The 21,245-nt window shown below is 39.9% G+C and carries 24 protein-coding genes and 1 tRNA gene; 9 read left to right on the top strand and 16 right to left on the bottom strand.

Going from position 1 to position 21,245, the window contains the following annotated elements; translation table 11 throughout:
* Position 1: 1 nt before the first annotated feature.
* The 3 genes from LBE40_RS07575 to LBE40_RS07565 are packed head-to-tail and all read right to left on the bottom strand — an operon-like array spanning position 2 to position 2,716.
* Positions 2–796, bottom strand: coding sequence for an ABC transporter ATP-binding protein (locus tag LBE40_RS07575; protein ID WP_004857998.1), 795 nt, complete (start codon positions 794–796; stop codon positions 2–4).
* Complete coding sequence (locus LBE40_RS07570) at positions 789–1,685, bottom strand: ABC transporter permease (protein WP_004857999.1); 897 nt, start codon at positions 1,683–1,685, stop codon at positions 789–791. Before LBE40_RS07570 ends, LBE40_RS07575 begins: the two co-directional genes overlap by 8 nt.
* 53 nt (positions 1,686–1,738) lie before the next feature.
* Positions 1,739–2,716, bottom strand: coding sequence for an ABC transporter substrate-binding protein (locus LBE40_RS07565; RefSeq protein ID WP_004858001.1), 978 nt, complete (start codon positions 2,714–2,716; stop codon positions 1,739–1,741).
* Positions 2,717–2,914: 198 nt separating this feature from the next.
* Between LBE40_RS07565 and LBE40_RS07560 the strand changes: the two genes are divergently transcribed.
* Positions 2,915–2,989 (top strand) — tRNA-Gly (locus LBE40_RS07560).
* A gap of 494 nt (positions 2,990–3,483) precedes the next feature.
* Here LBE40_RS07560 and LBE40_RS08410 read toward each other — a convergent pair.
* Genes LBE40_RS08410 through thiD form a run of 3 tightly spaced genes read right to left on the bottom strand, consistent with a single transcriptional unit; the run spans position 3,484 to position 5,053 of the window.
* Complete coding sequence (locus LBE40_RS08410) at positions 3,484–3,615, bottom strand: hypothetical protein (protein ID WP_004858003.1); 132 nt, start codon at positions 3,613–3,615, stop codon at positions 3,484–3,486.
* Complete coding sequence (locus tag LBE40_RS07555) at positions 3,602–4,177, bottom strand: NADPH-dependent FMN reductase (RefSeq protein WP_004858004.1); 576 nt, start codon at positions 4,175–4,177, stop codon at positions 3,602–3,604. Before LBE40_RS07555 ends, LBE40_RS08410 begins: the two co-directional genes overlap by 14 nt.
* Positions 4,178–4,189: 12 nt before the next feature.
* Positions 4,190–5,053, bottom strand: a complete 864-nt coding sequence (thiD, locus tag LBE40_RS07550; RefSeq protein WP_004858006.1) for a bifunctional hydroxymethylpyrimidine kinase/phosphomethylpyrimidine kinase — start codon at positions 5,051–5,053, stop codon at positions 4,190–4,192.
* A gap of 125 nt (positions 5,054–5,178) precedes the next feature.
* Here thiD and LBE40_RS07545 point away from each other — a divergent pair, with 125 nt between their 5' ends.
* From LBE40_RS07545 to LBE40_RS07535, 3 genes are all read left to right on the top strand, one after another.
* Positions 5,179–5,985, top strand: a complete 807-nt coding sequence (locus LBE40_RS07545; RefSeq protein ID WP_051016683.1) for a lysophospholipid acyltransferase family protein — start codon at positions 5,179–5,181, stop codon at positions 5,983–5,985.
* Positions 5,986–6,584: 599 nt separating this feature from the next.
* A complete protein-coding gene (locus tag LBE40_RS07540) occupies positions 6,585–7,691 on the top strand; it encodes a D-alanyl-D-alanine carboxypeptidase family protein (RefSeq protein ID WP_004858009.1) in 1,107 nt (368 codons plus the stop codon).
* Positions 7,691–8,758, top strand: a complete 1,068-nt coding sequence (locus LBE40_RS07535) for a CobW family GTP-binding protein (RefSeq protein ID WP_004858010.1) — start codon at positions 7,691–7,693, stop codon at positions 8,756–8,758. The genes LBE40_RS07540 and LBE40_RS07535 overlap by 1 nt, the downstream gene beginning before the upstream one ends.
* Before the next feature lie 438 nt (positions 8,759–9,196).
* Here LBE40_RS07535 and LBE40_RS07530 read toward each other — a convergent pair whose 3' ends face one another.
* The 4 genes from LBE40_RS07530 to LBE40_RS07515 form a co-directional block, all read right to left on the bottom strand.
* Positions 9,197–9,946, bottom strand: coding sequence for a L,D-transpeptidase family protein (locus LBE40_RS07530; protein ID WP_004858012.1), 750 nt, complete (start codon positions 9,944–9,946; stop codon positions 9,197–9,199).
* 37 nt (positions 9,947–9,983) lie between these two features.
* Positions 9,984–10,940: an acetyl-CoA carboxylase carboxyltransferase subunit alpha gene (locus LBE40_RS07525; protein WP_040296791.1), complete on the bottom strand. Its 957-nt coding sequence runs from the start codon at positions 10,938–10,940 to the stop codon at positions 9,984–9,986.
* A gap of 78 nt (positions 10,941–11,018) precedes the next feature.
* Positions 11,019–11,957, bottom strand: a complete 939-nt coding sequence (locus tag LBE40_RS07520) for a site-specific tyrosine recombinase XerD (RefSeq protein ID WP_040296793.1) — start codon at positions 11,955–11,957, stop codon at positions 11,019–11,021.
* Between the two features lies 1 nt (position 11,958).
* A complete protein-coding gene (locus tag LBE40_RS07515; RefSeq protein ID WP_143244880.1) occupies positions 11,959–12,141 on the bottom strand; it encodes a hypothetical protein in 183 nt (60 codons plus the stop codon).
* Positions 12,142–12,217: 76 nt separating this feature from the next.
* Between LBE40_RS07515 and LBE40_RS07510 the strand changes: the two genes are divergently transcribed.
* The 5 genes from LBE40_RS07510 (at position 12,218) to LBE40_RS07490 (ending at position 15,172) form a co-directional block, all read left to right on the top strand.
* Entirely contained in the window at positions 12,218–12,850 is a 633-nt protein-coding gene (locus tag LBE40_RS07510) for a shikimate kinase (RefSeq protein WP_004858017.1), read from the top strand.
* Positions 12,825–13,958 (top strand): 3-dehydroquinate synthase, encoded by a 1,134-nt coding sequence (aroB, locus tag LBE40_RS07505; protein WP_004858019.1) that lies wholly within the window; start codon positions 12,825–12,827, stop codon positions 13,956–13,958. The genes LBE40_RS07510 and aroB overlap by 26 nt, the downstream gene beginning before the upstream one ends.
* Positions 13,959–14,062: 104 nt before the next feature.
* Positions 14,063–14,254: a hypothetical protein gene (locus LBE40_RS07500; RefSeq protein WP_040296795.1), complete on the top strand. Its 192-nt coding sequence runs from the start codon at positions 14,063–14,065 to the stop codon at positions 14,252–14,254.
* A gap of 112 nt (positions 14,255–14,366) precedes the next feature.
* A complete protein-coding gene (locus LBE40_RS07495) occupies positions 14,367–14,762 on the top strand; it encodes an MliC family protein (RefSeq protein ID WP_004858021.1) in 396 nt (131 codons plus the stop codon).
* Between the two features lie 17 nt (positions 14,763–14,779).
* On the top strand, positions 14,780–15,172 hold the full coding sequence (locus LBE40_RS07490) for an MliC family protein (RefSeq protein ID WP_004858023.1): 393 nt from the start codon (positions 14,780–14,782) through the stop codon (positions 15,170–15,172).
* A 16-nt stretch (positions 15,173–15,188) separates the two neighbouring features.
* Here LBE40_RS07490 and mnhG read toward each other — a convergent pair whose 3' ends face one another.
* From mnhG to LBE40_RS07460, 6 genes are read right to left on the bottom strand one after another with little or no spacing between them, the layout of a single operon-like run.
* Positions 15,189–15,599 carry a monovalent cation/H(+) antiporter subunit G gene (gene mnhG, locus LBE40_RS07485; RefSeq protein ID WP_004858025.1) on the bottom strand — a complete coding sequence of 137 codons (411 nt, stop codon included), beginning with the start codon at positions 15,597–15,599 and terminating at the stop codon, positions 15,189–15,191.
* Positions 15,596–15,877, bottom strand: a complete 282-nt coding sequence (locus LBE40_RS07480) for a K+/H+ antiporter subunit F (protein ID WP_004858026.1) — start codon at positions 15,875–15,877, stop codon at positions 15,596–15,598. Before LBE40_RS07480 ends, mnhG begins: the two co-directional genes overlap by 4 nt.
* Positions 15,874–16,359, bottom strand: coding sequence for a Na+/H+ antiporter subunit E (locus tag LBE40_RS07475; protein WP_004858027.1), 486 nt, complete (start codon positions 16,357–16,359; stop codon positions 15,874–15,876). Before LBE40_RS07475 ends, LBE40_RS07480 begins: the two co-directional genes overlap by 4 nt.
* Complete coding sequence (locus tag LBE40_RS07470; RefSeq protein WP_004858029.1) at positions 16,356–17,978, bottom strand: monovalent cation/H+ antiporter subunit D; 1,623 nt, start codon at positions 17,976–17,978, stop codon at positions 16,356–16,358. The genes LBE40_RS07475 and LBE40_RS07470 overlap by 4 nt, the downstream gene beginning before the upstream one ends.
* A complete protein-coding gene (locus tag LBE40_RS07465; protein ID WP_004858031.1) occupies positions 17,978–18,319 on the bottom strand; it encodes a Na+/H+ antiporter subunit C in 342 nt (113 codons plus the stop codon). The genes LBE40_RS07470 and LBE40_RS07465 overlap by 1 nt, the downstream gene beginning before the upstream one ends.
* Positions 18,319–21,240, bottom strand: coding sequence for a monovalent cation/H+ antiporter subunit A (locus LBE40_RS07460; RefSeq protein WP_004858032.1), 2,922 nt, complete (start codon positions 21,238–21,240; stop codon positions 18,319–18,321). Before LBE40_RS07460 ends, LBE40_RS07465 begins: the two co-directional genes overlap by 1 nt.
* Positions 21,241–21,245 lie beyond the last annotated feature (5 nt).

Raw genomic sequence — 21,245 nt, 5'->3', positions numbered from 1 at the left:
ATTAATCCATTAACAGTTCATCATCATCAAGAGCTTCCCCGCGAACTTTCTGAAACATACCAATTAAATCATTTACATTCAAACCCTTCCGCTCTTCTTGAGACACATCAAAAATCACTTTACCACCATGCAACATCAGCGTCCGATCTCCATGATCAAGGGCCTGACGCATAGAATGCGTCACCATAATAGTTGTTAATTTTTTCTCTTCAACGATTTTTTCGGTTAACCGCATCACAAAATCAGCCATTCCTGGATCTAATGCTGAAGTGTGCTCATCAAGCAATAAAACATCCGCATGCGCTAAAGTAGCCATCACAAGACAAACTGCTTGACGTTGTCCACCCGATAAACTGTCCATAGGATTATGGATATACGCTTCAAGACCAATACCTAATTGAGCAATTTCATCTCGGAAAAATTGCCGTTTTTCATGATTTAAGGCTGAACGCAAACCACGGCGGCTCCCACGAAGAGCAGCAAGAGCCAAGTTTTCTTCAATTGTTAAAGAACCACAGCTTCCTATTAATGAATCCTGAAAAACACAAGCAACCCTCCCAGCGCGCTCACTTACAGATTGCCTAGAAACATTTTGTCCATTAATCACCACTTTTCCTGTCGTAGGAAGGGTTGCGCCCGCTAAAACACTAAGCAAAGTTGATTTACCAGCGCCATTTGAACCAATAATCGTAACAAAACTGCCACGATCAATCTTGAGATTAATATCAATTAATGCCTGTTTTTCTAAAGGCGTTTGCGGTTTAAAAGTAACCCCAACATGAGAAAACTCAATCATGTTTACGCCTCCCCAAATAGCGTGGTACAATAAGTGTTAAAACAACCAAAAGCGCAGTGATCAATTGAAGATCGGTCGACGTATCAATACCGATCCCCTGTGCTTCAAAAGCAAACTGCACTGCAACGCGATAAAGCACAGATCCCACAATACAACTGATAATAATCCAGAAAATATTGCGCGTACGAAAGAGAGTTTCACCAATAATAACTGCTGCTAAACCGAAAACAATCGTACCAATTCCACCGGTAATATCGGTAGCAATCGCGGTTTGAATATAAAGGGAACCTCCAAGCGCAACGCATGCATTTGAAAGACCCATACCAAAATAAATCAACGCTGACGTATGAACCCCTTGCGCCGTAGCCATCCGTGGATTAGCACCCATCGCCCTCATAGCAAGACCGATTTCACTTTCCAAAAAGCGCCAAATCAAAAATGCCACAACTAACAATACAGCACCAACAAAAAGAGGACGCACAAAAATATCAGACAAACCAAACAAATCATAAAAGGGTGTTAAAGCAGTATCAGCACGTGCTAAATTAACATTAGATCCTCCCATAATCCCCATAATACGAAGATTAATCGTATAAAGCGCTGACATCGTTAAAATGGAAGCCAAAAGATTTAAAATACTAAAATGTAAATTCAGCAAAGCTGTTAATAATCCAGCTACCATACCTGCACAAAAAGCGCATACCATAGCCGTCCATGGATTAAAACCTAAAAGAATCAAAACACCACAAACACACGACCCGAGAAGAAAAGAACCATCGACAGTTAAATCAGGAAAATCTAAAACGCGAAACGAAAGATAAACCCCAATTGCAACAAATGCATAAATAAGACCTAATTCTACAGCACCAGAAAACGCAAATATATTCATCCGGAAATTCACTCCATGAAAACTTAATGTACTTTTATCGTGTCAATGGAAATCTACTGAATAACCTTTGTTGCACGTTCAAGAACCGCTTGTGGAATGATGATACCAGCTTTTTTAGCCGCTTTCATATCAATGCGGATATCATTATTAGCTCCCTGCACAATATCAATATCGCCGGGCTTTTCACCCTTCAAAATACGCACAACCAACTTGCCAGCATCAACTCCTACATCATAGAAATTTACGCCCTGAGTCATAAAAGGTCCGCGTCCAATAGAGTTAGCATCGACAGTAAATAAAGGAGTGTTCGTTTCCTGTGTAACTTTTGACGCTCCCTCTAAAACAGAAAGAACCGTATTGTCAGCGGGAATAAAAATAAGATCCACCTTACCAACTAAAGCGCGTGTCGCCGCCTGAACATCAGAAGGTTTAGACGCCGATGAAGGAATGATTTCAATTCCCACTTTGTTCGCTGCATCTTTTAACACCTTAAGTGTTGAAACAGAATTGGCCTCAGAAGCATTATAAAGATAACCAAGTTTTTTCAAATCTGGTTTCACCTCTTGCAAAAGCTTAAGACTTTCTGCAACATCTATATGATCAGAAGCCCCCGTCACATTGCCACCAGGTTTGGTAAGCGAAGACACTATTTTCGCTCCCATAGGATCAGAAATTGCAGCAAAGACAATAGGAATTGTTTTCGTTGCCGCGAACATCGTCTGTGCTGAAGGCGTACTAATTGCAACAATTACATCAGGTTTATCACCAACAAATTTACGCGCAATTTGCGTTGCTGTAGAAATATTGCCCTGCGCTGATAAAAAAGTGAGTTCTAAATTTTCACCTTGCTTATAACCATTTTCTGCAAGCACATCTTCCACACCTTTACGAACTGTATCTGCAGCAGGATGTGCCATAATTTGTGTAAGTGCAACTTTAACGTGTTTAACGTGATCACCCGCTTTTGCAAAACTATTGATGATAAAAACAGCTGCCACTGCAATCCATAATACATTTACTCTTCTCAACATTTCACTCCGCCCCTTTTTTTTGCAACAATCGGTAAAGGAGATAATTTATTACTGAAGAATCTTCCAAAATCAATCTTTATTTCCCTTTTTGAAACATGAGTAAATAAATCAAACTGAAATGTTATTTTTTTGTTGCAATTCGCAAAAGCCTACGCCATACAAGCAACACTTGAAGCGAAATATGTTTCGAATCGGTGAGCGGGTGTAGCTCAGGGGTAGAGCACAACCTTGCCAAGGTTGGGGTCGTGGGTTCGAATCCCATCGCCCGCTCCATATGAATTTTGCATTTGTTATTGTATGTAGCTTATCAGCAGATTTTGTGTATGTAGCTTGCCAGCAGGTTTTGTATATTTTGCCACTAGGTTTTGTACCAATTTATTTTTTTTCAAAAGATTTTTAAGGGGTTCTCAAAGGGTCTTCAAAGGTCTTTCAAAGTTCATTAAAACTTCTTTAAAATTGCACATACGGCTTTAATCTAAAGCAAAGATTTGTGATTCCATCCTTTTCATATACAGCATTCGATTTGTTGTCATAAAATAAGTAAATGCAAAATCTTTAAGAGGAAAAAGCATGAAGAATACACTGTGGTTTAGCCAAAAAAGCTAACCGCTCAATCAACGTGCAAGAAAATGGGTGTGCGAACGAATGAACCTAACAATATGCAATATTTTAGCCCATGCCATTGGGTCACAGCTTCTAAAAATTGTGTCTACAAAACCGTACAATAATAATCCAACGGCACACATATATAGTTTTTTCGCAATGCTTCAAACTGAACCTGATAAGAAAAAGTGCGCTGCAATAATCACTTCTTGCGGCTCTAGCAACTGACACAAGGGTGCAAGCATCTCTGTGCCACCCACCACTAAATAAGGATATTGCTCATCATTTTTTATCATATCCCCCACTCTTTTGTTTTAAAAATGTGCACATTTCATTAGCAAGCCGCTCACAACGTACCCGTACCTCTTCACTTATGATTTTCCATGTACGACCTTCATCATCCGATGCAAAATCTTGCTTGGATGAAGCAACTTGACATTGTAGCACATAGCCATAAAGCGTGCGCACCACCGACAATAAATGCTCACATGGTTGTGCGCATTTTTTGGTTGCACTACCATGTGAGATAAGCCCAACCGGTTTCTTTAAAAAAGCATCATAAGCCAAACTATCAAGAGCATTTTTTAAAACACCCGAATAAGACCCTTGATAAAGAGGACTAGCGAGTACAACACCATCAGCCGCCGCAATTGTTTTAACAAACTGACGAACGGCAGCACTTGGATTAGACTCTACATGGTTATGATAATCTGGATCAGTAATCGGCAAAGGCTGTTCACGTAAATCAACCCAATGAAGAGATGCACCACGCATCAATAGACAATCAGCCAAGTAGTTGGCTAAGATTCTTGTTAGCGATGGTTGACGTATAGACCCCAAAATAATAGCAATATTCAATAAGGTTCTCCTTTATCTTTTATCCCATAGTTCATAAAAATGGTGAAGTGGTCCCCGACCTTTCCCTACTTGCAAAACGCTTGAAGCAGATAAAGCCCCATGCAAATAGTCTTTTGCTTGTTTAACTGCGCAAACCAAAGGCTGTGTAGGCAATAAAGCTGCAATTGCAGCTGAAATGGTACAACCTGTACCGTGATCATTGGTAGTTATGATACGTGAAGCTTCAAGCGTCACGATCCCTTCACAATCACAATAAAGGTCTGGACTAGAACAATCGTAATTTGCTGTACCCTTGCAAGCAAGAGTGCTCAAATGTCCCCCCTTCAACAAAACTGCATTACAACCTAAAGTCAAAAGCCGAGGACCATATTGGTACATAGCGTTTAACGACCATTGCACTTCACATCCCAACAACATAGCAGCCTCAGGCAAATTAGGTGTAATAATTGTTGACATCGGCACAAGAACATTACGCATAATTTCAATTGTATCAGGCTTTAAAAGAACATCACCACTTTTTGCGACCATAACGGGATCAAAAACAATAAAGCGCGCTTTGTGATAAGCAAGACGCTCTGCTATAATCTGCGCAATCTGAGCATTTGCTACCATACCAATTTTAACAGCATCAACATGGATATCCTCAAAAACAGAATCAATTTGATCAGCGACAAAAGAAGCATCCAACGCCTGAAAAGCACGTACACCTTGTGTATTTTGTGCAACAACAGCTGTAACCACACTCATACCATAGGTTTTCATGGCTGAAAAAACCTTCAAATCCGCTTGCATTCCAGCGCCACCAGAAGGATCAGTCCCCGCAATAGATAAAATCCGTGGAATAAAAAAAGTGTTTTGGCTCCCCTGCAACCTCATTAATCTGTTTTCCTCATATTTTTAAATAACAGAAAATAGCTAAAAATAGACTTTTGAAAAAACATAAAGAAAGATGTTTTCTCGTGTAAAGTAGGTTATATATACACTCTCTTCGTAGATATAAAATGGAAAATATAGTGCTTATCCTTCGTTCTCTTCTTTTTACGTTCGCTTTTTATACAACAACTTTTATACAAATGATTCTTTACGCTCCCATCTATTTTCTCATGCCACGCAAAAAAGCGTGGATTGTGCCTAAAACATGGGCGCGCGTCACACTTTTTTTGCAAAAATATATTGCGGGTACAAACTATGAAATTGAAGGATTAGAAAATCTCCCTAAAGGAGCCTATATTATCGCTCCCAAACATCAATCTGCGTGGGAAACTTTCAGCCTTGTCCCCTATTTTGATGATCCCGCTCTCATCCTAAAGCGTGAACTGACGTGGATTCCATTTTTTGGCTGGTACATGGCAAAAACACAAATTATTCCCATAAACCGAACAACGCCCATTAAAGCTTTAAAAACCATCATACAAAAAGCAAAAGAAAAAGCAAAACAAGGGCGCCAAATTTTGATCTTTCCCGAAGGAACACGCCGACAGCCAGGACAGGAACCAGATTATAAATCAGGGATTATTGCTCTCTACAATGAATTGGGACTTCAAGTTGTTCCCATTGCACACAATGCTGGTTTATATTGGCCACGAGGCAATTTTCGCCGCTATCCTGGAACAATCCGTGTTCGCATTCTCCCCCCCATAGAAGCTGGTTTAAGCAAACGTGATTTTTTGGACCAACTCGTCCAAAAAACAGAAAAAGCCTGTGATGAATTGCTCTTATTAGCAGCCCAAGATCCTAGCCCTCCACCTATGCCCCCCTACGCTGTTAAAAAGCTTCAAAAACTGAATCACTATGAATCAACAGATTGATTTATAAACAATAATTTATTGCCTCTCATATTGATTTAAAAGTACCAAATACAGGATATCTTATTTTCTCTTTTATAACGGATTATCAAAAAGTTTGATTATCCATTATAAGAGAAAGCAGAATATAGAAAAATTGAAAAAGAGGTGAATATACCTCTTATGAACGCTCTCAAATACAAAAAAATTATAACATTGAGAGTATATAACGCCAATATACACCTGCATAAGCATAAAGATGCTGATATCAAAGACACTTTATGTTACACTCTTCATGAGCAGTAACTAGGGTAGAAGGCAAAGTGAGATGCTTTTTTAAAGCAAGTACGTAAATGAACAGCACAATGGATGCTCCTACAAGCATAATACTATCAGAGAATGTTAAACATTGTACAGCCTTCGTTAATGAAACGATATTACTTTAAAGAATTTTGCAATTAGCAAAACCGAATTCAAGGAGAAAAATAAAGATACGCGTTGGTTTTACCCCTGAAAAAAACTCATAGGGTATTAACTATCTGCTCTCTATAATCATGGACTCAAAAATTTTATGTACTACATTAAAATAATTCTAAATAAATGATAAGAAGGTATTGGACTTAATGCAACGACTTGTTCATCATCTGTTTTTATCTTTCTTTTTGAGTTTGATAAATACCCTTGTTCTAGCTCAACCCTTTATCTCTGTTGACGTTGCAACTGGCCGCATCTTAGAGCACAATCAAGCCTTTGAACGCTGGTATCCTGCCTCCTTAACAAAATTAATGACCGCTTATGTCATTTTTCGCACCATGAGCACAGGGGAAATTTCACCCAACAAACACATCACCATCAGCGAATATGCGGCGAAAGCTCCCGCGCACCGTTCAGGTTACAAAGCTGGTTCTGTTCTCACACTTGATACAGCCTTAAGCATTACTCTGGTTAACTCCACCAATGACTTGGCTATTGCCATGAGTGAAGCGGTTGCAGGTTCAGAAGAAGCTTTTGTGCAACGAATGAATAGTGAGGCTCAACGCTTAGGAATGTTTGGAACGCATTTTTCTAATGCAAGTGGATTACCAAACCCATACAATTATTCCACAGCACGCGATATTGCTCTTTTAGCGGTTCAAATTCGTCGAGAATTTCCTCAATATGCTCATTATTTTTCTATACCAGCCATTGATTTTGGTGACAGACGAAAAATCCAACCAAATTCAAACAACCTCATTGGTCGTTTTAACGGCATAGACGGCATGAAAACAGGCTTTATCTGTGCCTCTGGCTTTAATCTTGTTGCCTCAGCAACCCGCAATAAACGCACGATTATTGCTGTCATTTTAGGTTCTAACAATGTGAGTGAAAGAGAAGAAAAAGCCGCACAACTGCTTGAAACAGGTTTTTTGCACCAAGGATCGTCGCAATTAACATTGGTAACACTAGAGCCCTATGGAACTAAAATAGCACAAGCGACCAACATGAAACAACAAACATGCACTATTGAAGCCGCAAAAATGCATGCAAAATCTTATGATGATCAAGGAAATATTATCCTCACCTCACCTTTTATTACTGCTTTGCCTTCTTCCACTCTTCCTTTACCAGTGCGCCTCATTTATACACCACCAACGCGTAAAGCAAAAGCAAATCCGCTAAAAAAATTCCACACTTCGTATAAAAAACAAGCAAACTATCCTATAACAAAAGCCACAAGCCACAACCGATAATGAATATGAAAACAAAACGCATCCCTCTTACACTTATTACTGGTTTCTTAGGCTCTGGCAAAACAACTTTACTCAACCGCATGCTCCGCGATCCTCTTTTGGCTGAGAGTGCTGTTATCATCAATGAATTTGGTGAAGTGAGTATTGACCATCTTCTGGTTGAAAAGGCAACAGAAGGAATTATTGAACTCACCAATGGTTGCTTATGCTGCGATTTACGCAGTGATCTCATTGATACACTGATTGATTTGATTGATCGTGTTCATACAGGAAATATCAAACAACTAAATCGCATTATCATTGAAACGACAGGAATAGCTGATCCAGCCCCTATTATACAAGTTCTTCTAACCCATCCTACTTTAATCCAAACAGTATCTATCGATTCTATTCTTGCAACATTTGATACATTAAGCACGCTTTCCATATTTGAGAGCTATCCTGAAATACACAAACAATTAGTACTTGCTGACAAAATTATCCTCACAAAAACAGACCTTACTGCCCCAAAAGTGCTTTTAAATACGCTCATCAACACACTCAAAGCGATTAACCCTACAGCGCAAATCATCGATGTCCATTCTGATCAATGCTGCCCAAGTGTATTAATCAATAAAACATTATGGGATGAAAAAGGAGAAAATACACAACTGAAACAGTGGCTCACGCTTGCTCCCCACAATCACGCTCATCATTTGACCATTCGCGCTTTTTCATTAGAGTGTGAAGAACCAATGGACTATGCCACTATCGAGGCTTTTTTAGATCTCCTAAACAACCTTTATGGCGCAAAATTATTACGTATTAAAGCAATTATTGCATTACGTGATGACCCGCATCGCCCACTTGTATTACACGGCGTACAGACATTCTTCCACCCACCAATAAGACTTCCAGCATGGCCAAAAGGAATCACAAAAACGCGTTTTGTCATCATTGCCGATGGTGTTGAAAAAGAAACAATACAAAAACTCCTTGATGCTTTTTTAAACAAACCAGCAATAGATACTGCAGATAAAACTGCTATATTGGATAACCCTCTGATTATCCCAGGGATGAAATTTTAACTTCTTCACTCTTTTGAACAAAAATCTTTAATAACAATACCGTGGATTTTTGAATATGCTCCATAATATATCACCACAAACGCTAACACATCATTTTATCCCCTCCCATCACCCTAAAAAATGAAGATTCTTAATCCTCACCAATCTTTAATCAGATTGATTTCTCTTAAATGGATACTACCTTCTAGCCATTTATATGATTCATTTCATAAGCTCACCGAACAAATTCGGCTCTGAATATTCCGTTCAACTACACACTTTTATACTTGGTTAATGCAAAAAACTACAACCAGTCAGAAATGACTTTGTATTTTCAATATGCATGAAAGTGCCTTATATCACCCATACTGAAAGACAACACTCGACATTACAGATATAAAGAATAAAGCATTCTGAAAAAAATCAAAGGGAGCTCCCATTTTACGATAAAACCGGCATTCACTGCGTTAGAGCAGCTGAAATTTGATCAGTGTTATGATTGAAAACATAACGTTTTTCGTACACATAAACCTTTGGAGGTTTACGATTCTCCTCAAAGAAATCATAACCTTCTTTAAGCATAACCCAAAATTGATAATGAGGATCATCTCTATGACGCGTCATATTGGCATCAGTCATGCGAAAAGGAAAAGCCTGCAACTGAAATTCTCTCTGTCCACCTCTGAAAGCATCACGTGCAAAAGCATAAATCTGTGCCATATTCTTATCACTCATGGAATAACAACCAGCAGAAAAACAAGAACCATGCACCATCAGATTGCTTCCTGTTCGGCCATGGACCTGATCATAAAGGTTAGGAAATCCTATATTAAAAGAAAGATAATATTTAGAATAGGGATTCATTTGATTTGCACTAACAGTGTAAAAACCTTCCGGCGTCTGAAAATCTCCTTCCTTATATTTAGGTCCAAGCTGACCGGACCATTTGCAAATGCCATAGCGCGCCATGAGCACAAAAGGTCCTGAACGGGACTGTTTCCAAACTTCGGCAATATTTTCTTCCTTAAAAAACCGCATCATAATCGGCGCATAGGGATCGATATTATGCAAAGCCATTCTATTTTGAATTTCTTGTGGAAGCGGTTGCTCAACTTTAGCACGGATAGAAGCTGGCAATCTTACTCCACATGCCATCAATATTCCCATTGCAAACAAAACACACACTGTGAGGAATCTGTTGAATGTCATCAAATAAAACTCCAATTTATCCCCTCACAAAAATCATTTATGCAAGAGACCTACCAATTTGAAGATATTTTTCCCAACGGTCTTGTTTAAGAGCTTCCCCATCTTTGCCAGCCATAGCCTTTAAAGCCTCTGAAATAACATCACCTGTTTCATCAATAACAGTCTCTTTTCCTCGATGTGCACCTCCCAAAGGCTCTGGAATAATGCCATCAATAATCTTTAAGCGATACAAATCTTGAGCAGTAATACGCATATTCATTGCCGCATCTTTCGCACGGCTAGGATCACGCCATAAAATAGAAGCTGCGCCTTCTGGAGAAATAACAGAATAAATCGCATGTTCTAGCATATACACTTTGTTGGCCGCAGCAATTGCTATCGCTCCTCCTGAACCGCCTTCTCCAATAACAACCGAAACAACAGGAACCTTTAAACGCAAAGTCGCTGCTGTTGATTGAGCAATTGCTTCTGCTTGACCGCGCTCTTCAGCACTCACACCAGGATACGCCCCTGCTGTATCGACAAAAGTGAGTAATGGCAAACCAAAACGATCAGCCATTTCCATAATACGTACAGCTTTGCGATACCCTTCTGGACGTGCAGAACCAAAATTATAACGCAAACGTGTTTGCGTATCGTGACCTTTCTCTTGACCTATGTATGCAACTGCTTCACCTTTAAAGCGGGCGAACCCTGCTTGAATCGCCTCATCTTCAGCAAACTTGCGATCTCCTGCCAAAGGTGTAACATCACTCAACAAACGTGCAGAATAGTCCAAAAAATGAGGCCGATCAGGATGACGAGCCACTTGTGTTTTTTGCCATGGCGATAATTTTTTGTAAATATCACGCAATGCCGTCTGGGAACGCATTTCAAGACGCGCAATCTCGTCGCTCATATCAAGACTGCCTTCTTCTTGAGAAATCTGTTTTAATTCAAGAATTTTCCCATCGAGATCAGCAACTGGTTTTTCAAAATCAAGATAATTATACATTGTACCTAACTTATTTGGTGTCACTTATACACTTATAATTCGCTTTATAAAGTATTTTTCAAAAACATCCCCTTTTCTTTACTTAGCCTTCTGCTCATCGGCAAGTGGATGATGCTCATTGACTAAACGATAAAGTCCTGCTTCCAACACATGAGTATAAATCTGGGTGGTAGCAATGTCAGAGTGACCTAACAAATGTTGAACTGCACGTAAATCAGCACCATTCTGCAAAAGATGGCTAGCAAAAGCATGGCGCAACACATGGGGAGACAAGCTGTCATCTTTTATTCCTGCCCTTCTGGCGAGTTTTTTTAACTCCCGCGCAACAACTTGACGAGCAATATACCCTGTTTCTGAACGCGCAGGAAAAAGATAAAGACTTGCCGCATCCTTTCCTTGATCACGCAAGTCTAACCACTGTGAAAGAACTTGACATGCCTTTTTTGATAACAGCACCATTCGCTCTTTTTTACCTTTACCGCACACAAAAATATAAGCCTCCTTCCCTCGAACAGCCTGCACGGGAAGACTCACCAACTCACTAATACGGAGCCCTGTTGCGTAAAGCATTTCAATCAACACCTGAAGACGCAATGCGCGAAGATAATCCTTAGTCCCATAATTTGCTTGATTCACTTCCAACTGTGCCAAATCAAGTAATTTTGTTACCCCATCTTCACTGATGATTTCAGGCAAAGGACGCCCCTGTCGAGGCACGTCAATATCATGAGAAGGATCATCTGCTCTCAACCCTTCTGCATAAAGAAATTGATAAAATTGACGCAAAGTCGATAAACGGCGTGCTTGTGAAGATGCTGCAAAACCAAGAGTATGCATAAGCGATAAAAGAGCAATTAAATCTTCTTTTTGTGCTGAAAGAAGCGAAACAGAATGCGAAGACAATTCATCTCGTGCCCACTGCAAATCATGCTGATAAGCCGCAAGCGTATGAGAAGAAGCCCCTCGCTCCGCGCTCATCATCTCAAGGAAATGATCTATCACAGCATCACTTTTCATTTCATTCATTCGCTTTTGAAGAAAAATCTAATGAATCCAAGGGGACACTGATATAAGTATCCACAGTTACCGGCTCAACCCAAACTGTAAGAGCAACCATTATACTAAAAAGAATAGCAAGCGAAATGAAAAGAATCATCAAAAATCTGGTCAATGTTGGCATAAGATAATAAACTATTTCCAAAATACTCCATCTCTTATCATACCTTACAAAGATTAACAGGAATTGACTTTAAAGCAGATAAATGTCGACATAAGCTATGAAAAGTAATCAACCTAAATATATCTCGATGACACAGATAAAGAATCAGCTCTTATCAACTCTTGATAAACGAGCACTTGTGCTTGTAGGTCTTATGGGTGCAGGCAAATCAGTGATCGGAAAACGCGTTGCCACCATACTCCATTTACCCTTTTACGATTCTGATCAGGAAATCGAAAAAGCTGCTAACATGACCATTACTGAACTCTTTGAAACTTATGGTGAACCGGAGTTTCGTGCTCTTGAACAGCGTGTTATTCTAAACCTCATTAAAAAAAAACCTCTTGTTTTAGCAACAGGTGGCGGTGCCTACATAAACCAAGACATTCGAAAAGCTATTCATCAAAATGGAATATCTATCTGGCTCAAAGTTGATCTTGATATCCTCATGAAACGTGTTTCACGGCGTCCAACACGGCCACTTCTTCAAACAGAAAACCCTAAAGAAACCATGAAAAAACTCATGGAACAGCGTTATCCTATCTATGCAAAAGCAAATTTAACAATTAACAGTCACAAAGAAAGCCATCATACCGTAGCAAAAAATGTCATACGATCTGTACAGCACTACCTCTCTACAGAAGATAACGATAGGAATAACAAGCATGCAAGCCAAAACCGTTACTGTTAAACTGGACAAGCACTGTTACGATATCATTATTGGCCCAAATCTCATTGCTCAAACTGCTTTGCAGATTAAGCGTTCTCTTCACCAAAAAGATTTTCATCAGACACGTTTAGCAGTTGTTACAGATACAAACGTTGCATCCCTTCATTTGGATACATTACAGACAGAGTTAACAAGAAATAAAATTCATGCTGTTCCTATTGTGGTAGAAGCAGGAGAACAATCAAAATCATTTTCAACTCTGCAAACTGTTATTGATAAAATTCTTGCTGCACGTTTAGAAAGAGGTGACAGCGTTATTGCTTTTGGTGGTGGTGTCATTGGCGACCTAGGAGGGTTTGCCGCAAGCATCATACGCCGCGGCATGAACTTCATTCAGATACCTACCACGTTGCTTGCACAAATTGATTCTTCTGTTGGTGGAAAAACTGGAATCAATAGCCGATATGGTAAAAATCTTATTGGTACTTTTTATCAACCACGCTGTGTTATCGCTGATACTTGTATCCTTGATACACTGCCATTGCGCCAATTTCGCGCTGGTTACGCTGAAATAGTTAAATATGGGCTCATTAACCAGCCTGACTTCTTTGAATGGCTTGAAAAAAACGGGCAAAAAATTTTTTCTAATGGCCCTATACGAACAGAAGCCATTGTCCGCTCGTGCCAATTTAAAGCTCACATTGTAGCACGCGATGAATACGAAACAGGAGAACGCGCACTCTTAAACCTTGGTCATACATTTGGACATATGCTTGAAACAGCAACAGCTTACGACTCAAACCGTTTAATCCACGGCGAAGCTGTAGCAATTGGGATGACTCTAGCTCACCAATTCTCCGCTCAACTGAATTTAATAAACCCCACACTCACACACCGCATCGAAACACACCTTAAAGCAGTGGGATTGCCTACACAACTACAGGATATTCCAGGTAAGCTACCAGATGCTGAAACACTGATGACTCTCATCTCCCAAGATAAAAAAGTCTCAAAAAACAATTTGACCTTCATCTTAACACGCGGACTTGGTCAATCATTTATTGCAAAAAATGTCTCTCCAGAGGCAGTTTTAACTTTTCTGGAACAAAAATTAGCGAAAATTCGTTAATTCATATTGAATATAATTGATTCGTTTTTATACTTCTATTAAAGAAATAAGCGTGATGATGTCTGCGTAGCTCAGTAGGATAGAGCACAGGATTCCTAAAGAAATTGGGCGCTTTAAGGAGAAATCCTCAAAGTGGATCTGCTCAAATTCGGGGAAAGCTTTATGGGGGACTCCCATGCCAATCCCGAGCCAAGCCTCTCTTCAAAGGAGAGGAAGGTGTAGAGACTGAACGGGCAGCGCCTAAAGAGCATAAGCTTCAAGGTGAAGAGACAGTCCAGACCACAAACAGTCTGTAAAGCTGGCGATGAAAATCGAAGTGGTATGAATCCTGGGGTCGCAGGTTCGAATCCTGCCGTAGACACCATCGCATCAGTTAAATTACTCTTCTGCTTAATATAGGGAAGCATTATGAAAAAAACTCTACATATTTTAGGATTTTTGACCGCTTCAAGTCTATCTCTCTTTAGTTCAGGAAATACCTTCGCCGCTTCTTTAATCCTTGAAGTACCAGACAATCCAGAGCCAACAACGCGAACTATTGCCTATCAATGTGATACTGGAAAAAGTAAAGAACACATTGAAGCAGTCTATCTCAATGCTGATAATATTGCGCTGGTTGATTTCAAATGGAAAGGTGATCGTGTTATTGCTGCAAACGTCATTGCCGACACAGGAAAAAAATATGAAGGAGCACAGTATATTTGGTGGGAAATGAACAACGAAGTCAAACTTCATGATCGTATTCGCGATCCAGAAGGAAAAAAACTCATCCATTGTAAGGATGAATCAACGTTATTATTCTAACTAATCGGGTAAACATTATGAAAAAAAAACTTTTTAATTTACATTTTCTAACCGTTTTAAATTTGTCGCTGTTTAGCTCAATCAGTGCTTTTGCTGGCTCTTTGGTCATTGAGGTGCCAGACGATCCAGAACCAACAAAAGAAACCGTTATCTACCAATGTAATACTGAAACAAAAAAAGAACGTGTTGAAGCAACCTACTACAATGCCGGTGAGATTGGGCTCGTTGATCTCAAATGGAACGGAAAGCGCGTCATAGCTTCCAATGTCATTTCTGCTTCTGGAGCAAAATATGCAGGAGCTGAATATATTTGGTGGACAAAAAAAGATGAGGCGACATTTTATAACCTCATTAATGATCCAAAGGAAGAAATGCCGCTCAACTGTGTAGAAGAAAAAGGCACAGAATAAAAAGAGTTCTTACATACTAAAAATCACGCTGGTTCTTATCGCTTGATATTCCTTCTAATGTAGATGTCTGTTCTTCTGTCTGACGCGATAAAAGAGCCAGCGGTTTTTCCTGTTCATTTTCTGAATGGTCTCGATAAGCCCCCGCTTGCGATACCAACATGGAAGCCACGGGTATTGTCACAAGCAAAAAAATCATCAATAATATTTCATGAAACACAAAATGATGGTCTACAAACGTGGAATAAAGAAACGAGGAAATAAGAATACTACCTGCCCCCCAACTTGTGCTCAGTGAAAGCATATGCAAACGCTTATAAAAACTGGAAAGACGCACTAATCCTATCGCGCCAATCAATGTGAGACCAGATCCCAATATTAAAAAAACTGTGATAACAATAGCAACCACAAGCGATACATCATCATTCATTCAATAATCTCTCCCCGCATCAAAAATTTTGCCAAAGCAATGCTTGATACAGGACCCAAAAGCCCAATAATGAGAGCTGCTACAAAATAAATAGTTGTTCCTGAACGAATATCAAATGTAAGAAATAAAAGAATCGTGGTTATATAAAGGGCATCCAACCCTACAATCCGATCTTGCGCCCGTGGACCACGAATCAATCGAAATAGCGCTGGAATCATCGCCAAACATAAAAAAAACTGCGAACAAAAAATCCCCCAATAAAGGATCATCATACTCATGAAAAAATCTCCAAAAGCAACTGCTCATACCGTTGTTTTATAAACTGTTGGTAGTTATATCCATTTTTAAAATTTAAAACATGAAGCAAAAGCTCACCATTTTTTCTATTATAGGCAATCCAAACAGTTCCTGGAGTGACAGAAAGGATGCATGCTAAAATAGCCAAAGCAGTACGACTCTCGAGCAAAAGAGGCACTACAATAAAACCCGACCGTTGTTTTTGAGACCTTTTTGTTAAAACAAAACAAACCACCGAAATATTTGAAATTATAGAATCGATAAATACACGAAAAATGAGACGAAAGACTGCACTCCAATTTTTAATCGTGATCTTTTCCGGTTCAAGAAACCGCATCACCCAACCACTAAACAAACCAATTATAATCCCTAATAGCAATTGGCCTAAATTAAAACCGTTCAAGGTCAACCACATAAAAACAATTATGCCACTGAAAAAAGGGAAAGGACAAAAATAACTCATCGATTCATCTCCCTCTTTTCGAGAGAAAAATCACCTAAAACGCTCCCAATATAGTTTTGAGGATCATACAAAGTCTTTGCTGTTTCAGACATATAGTGGCTAACAGGACCGGCTAAAATTGTTATAAGGAAACACAAAGCAAGAAGAATAGCAATGGGTGCGAATTCAATGACCTGCACACGCGGAACTCTTCCTTCAAGAGAAACCCAAAAAGTTCGAATACCTGTTCGTGTCAAAGCAATTAAAGCGGAAAAACCAGAGAGGGTAACAAAAATAATAAAAAGCCAATCCTGATAGTCTGGTAGAGAATCAGACACATTCTCCTTAGTATGGTTTAAGATTGCCATGAACATCATAAATTTAGCAACAAAACCAGAAAAAGGTGGCAAACCAATAATCAAAAGAGCACTGATACCAAAACAAGCCCCAAGAATTGCCAAAGTTACCGGTAAATAGGTACCCACTTCATCTTCTTCCTCCTCTTCATCATCACCATACACTTCCATTGTGACAGTTAACACATTTGCAGCTACATCTTGGCAACGTTCGACCAACTCCACCAGAAGAAAAAAAGCACCAAGTGCTAAAGTCGAAGAAACAATATAAAAGAGCGCACCTGCTGTCAGCGCTGTATTACCGATCCCAATCGCTGCCAATAATGTACCAGAAGAGACAAGAACGCTATAAGCTGCCAAACGTACTAAAACTTGGCTAGCCAACACCCCAACAAAACCAAAAGCCATAGTGGCAAGCCCACCATAAAACAAAATCGTATGACCAAAATGGCTAAAATATCCACTTTCAGGTCCAAACCATAACAACGTCAAACGTAAAATAACATAAATACCCACCTTGCTTAAAAGTGCAAAAGAAGCCCCAACAGGTGCTACTGCTGCACTGTAAGTCGGCATCAACCAAAAATTAAGCGGCCACATGCCCGCTTTGAGTAAAAAAGCAATACCCAAAAACGCAGCACCTATTTCGAATAAAACAATATCTTCAGCAGCTATATGTTTTATTTTTACAGCCAAATCAGCTATATTAAGAGTGCCAACGACTCCATAAATGAGAGCTGCACCAGTTAAAAAAAACAATGAAGCAACAAGATTAACCACAACATAATGCAACCCCGCACGCACACGTGACTGACCAGAACCATGCAATGCAAGCCCATAAGAAGCCGTTAACATCACTTCAAAAAACACAAATAAATTGAATAAATCACCTGTCAAAAAAGCACCGTTTATTCCAACCATGAAAAATTGCATCAGTGATTGAAAATGAGGACCAGCTTTGTACCAATGAGCCTGTGCAAAAACTAACGCGCTCGTCATCAACAAGCTGGAAAGTAAAAGCATCATAGCGCTTAAACGATCAAGGACCAAGACAATTCCGAAGGGAGAAGGCCAATTGCCAAGCCGATAAATGCGCGAAGCCGGAGCAACTTCAAGAGCACACATAATCAATAAAACAGCAATAAGAACCAATAACCCTGCAGAAAAAAGACTTATAAATGATTTAAGTTTTGCACGGCGTTCATCATAAAGGAGAAGGAGCGCTCCAGTGCTTAAAGGTAAAAGGATAGGCAAAATAAGAAGATGCTGCACGCAAACTTCCATCACTGCACCTCACGTCCATCAACGTGATCTGAACCTGTTAATCCTCGTGAAACCAGAAGTATAACCAAAAATAAGGCTGTCGTTGCAAAACCAATCACAATTGCTGTTAAAACCAAAGATTGTGGAAGAGGATCGACGTAATTTTCTGGATTGATCACCATGGAAGGATCAACAATCGGTGCAACATTGCTACGCGGTCTACTCATTGAAAACATAAAAAGATTGACACCATAGGACATCAAAGACAAACCAAGAATAACTTGAAATGTTCGTGGGCGTAACACAAGCCAAATGCCTGATCCAACAAGAACACCAATAGCCAAAGAAAGAACAATTTCCATTAATTTTCCTTCTCCTCCAAAAGTGGTTTCTTACCGATTCGGTAACTACGAACTGACTGGTGTGCAAGCGCAATTAAAATGAGAACAGTTGCTCCTAACACAAGAGAAAACACACCAAAATCAAACAAAAAAGCAGATGCCATAGGAACATTTCCAATCAACGGAAGATGCATATATTGAAAAAAGGAGGTTAAAAAAGGATACCCAACGAACCAAGCCCCTACTCCCGTTGCAACTGACAACAATAAACCAAAACCCATCCAACGCAAAGGCAAAACTCTCAAATGATTTTCCACCCAACGAATATCACGCGCAAGATATTGCAAAATAAAACCTATCGCTAGAGTCACACCACCGACAAATCCACCTCCTGGAAGATCATGCCCCCGTATAAATAAATAAACCGAAAAAGCGATAATAACTGCAAAGAGCCAACCCATGATAACAGCAGGAACAGTGAGATAATTCAACACTGTATCCCCCACATTCCGGTCAGGCTGTGCCATATCAAAAGCTTTCTGAATACGTTGTTGAAAAGGCGCGTCAATACTTTCAGGAGCAGGACGAAACCGTCTTAAAAGGGCAAAAACAGTGAGTGAAACAACACCTAAAACAACAATTTCTCCCATGGTATCAAAACCACGGAAATCAACTAACAGCACATTCACAACATTGCGACCACCAGCACCAGAATAAGCATTGGTTAGAAAAAAATCAGAAACTGTCATACCTTGAGGACGTGTCATCATCGCAAAGGAAAGCCACGCTACCCCAGCACCTCCCACAAGAGCCATAACGAAATCACGGAAACGACGCAAACGCACAAAAAAACGAACAGACTTTGGAGAAGGATTATGCAAACGCTTAGGCAACCACCGCAAACCAAGCAACAATAAGACAGCTGTCACAACTTCAACAACCAATTGTGTTATTGCCAAATCTGGTGCAGAAAGCCATAAAAAGGTTGCACAAGTCATCAAGCCAGCGCCGCTTAAGAGCATGAGTGATGCAAGGCGATGAAACTTTGCTTGCCAAGCAACTAAAAGCGCACATAATCCGCCAACCACCCAAAGAGCAAGAAAAGGAATATCAAGCGGAAAAAATGGTAACGAACCTGCTGAAATTAAACCATCACACCAAAGCAAAAGACCAACAAATGTAAAACACACACCAAAAATCCAGTGCAACTGTATTTGCAAGCGACGTGTTGACAAAACAGATTCCACCGCACGTGCCCATTTCCAAGAAATAATCACGAGAACGCGTTCAAAAATACGGGGTCCTTTTAAGTGACGAAAAAAAGGAGGCCCATCATCACAAGATAAAAAGTAACGATGCCCGATAGCATAGAGCAATCCTCCCCCTAATAAAGCCACCAAACTCATCATCAATGGAGTATTAAAACCATGCCAAACAGCCAAACTATAAGGAATTGTTATCGTCCCTAAAACAGAGACAGCTGCATTATCCAAAATAGGCCCTATTGTTAAATTAGGAAAAATACCAACCGCCAAACAAATAAACACCAAAAGTTCCATGGGTAAACGCATAAAATGCGGTGGTTCATGGGGCGTTTTGAGTAAATTAACAGGTTTTGGTCCTAAAAAGACGCTATGAATAAAACGTATAGAGTAGGTCACACTAAACAGGCTAGCCAGCGTTGCTACATAAGGTGCAATCCAATCAAGCCATGATTCCATATGCGTTTCAACCGCTTCAGCAAAAAACATCTCTTTCGATAAAAAACCATTCAACAAAGGAACTCCCGCCATTGCTGCACTCGCGACTAAAGCAAGCGTTGCAGTAATAGGCATAGAACGATAAAGACCTGTCAGCTTACGCATATCACGTGTTCCCGTCTCGTGATCAATAATGCCCGCGGCCATAAATAAAGAAGCTTTAAAAGTAGCATGATTGGCCATATGAAAAATCGCCGCAACACATGCAAGTGGGCTTCCAAGACTTAAAAGCGTGGTAATCAATCCAAGATGGCTAATCGTTGAGTAAGCAAGCAACCCTTTCAAATCTTGCTGAAACATAGAAAAATAGGCACCAAGCAACAGTGTTGAAAGGCCTGAAAAGCCAACCAACAAAAACCAAGATTCTGTCCCAGAGAGCACGGGCCATAACCGAACAAGCAAAAACAATCCTGCTTTCACCATTGTTGCCGAATGCAAATAAGCCGATACAGGTGTTGGAGCAGCCATCGCATTGGGCAACCAAAAATGGAACGGAAACTGCGCACTTTTTGTTAACCCTCCCAATAAAACACAAATAAGAACAGGATTATAAAGAGGACTTGACCGGATCATATCACCAGACTGCAATACCTTATCCAAATCAAAACTGCCAACGATATTGCCAATCAATAAAACCCCAATAAAAAGGGTGAAACCACCAAAACCTGTGATGGTTAAAGCCATACGAGCACCTTCACGCGCACTCGCATTATGGTACCAATACCCGATCAACAAAAAAGAAAAAATACTGGTAAGTTCCCAGAAAGCAACCAAAAAGATAAGATTGCCTGACAAGACTATTCCTGTCATCGATCCCATAAAGGCGAGAAAAAAAGAAAAAAAACGCGGTACAGAATCTGCCGGATCCATATAATAACGCGCATAGACAACAACAAGCAATCCAATTCCTGTAATGAGCAAGCAAAAAAGCCATGATAGACCATCCATACGGAAGATCAAATCACTTCCCCATTCTGGAAGCCAAGAAATATCTAAACGCACTACACGATTTCCACGAACTGCGGGATAAAGCATTATTGTAAAAAGAAAGCTGAAAAGCGCAATAGCTCCCGCAAACCACGCTTCATTATTTTTTGCTGTCGAACGAAAAAAGCCAATAACAGCACTTCCACAAAAGGGAAGCAAAACGAGCAATATCAACATTGCTTCCCGTATTGTCATTCTTT

It is taken from the genome of Bartonella taylorii (genome assembly GCF_023920105.1).
GTDB classification, from domain to species: Bacteria; Pseudomonadota; Alphaproteobacteria; order Rhizobiales; family Rhizobiaceae; genus Bartonella; species Bartonella taylorii.
The sequence above is the reverse complement of the archived record's forward strand: the minus strand, read 5'-3'. Positions and strand labels throughout refer to the sequence as shown.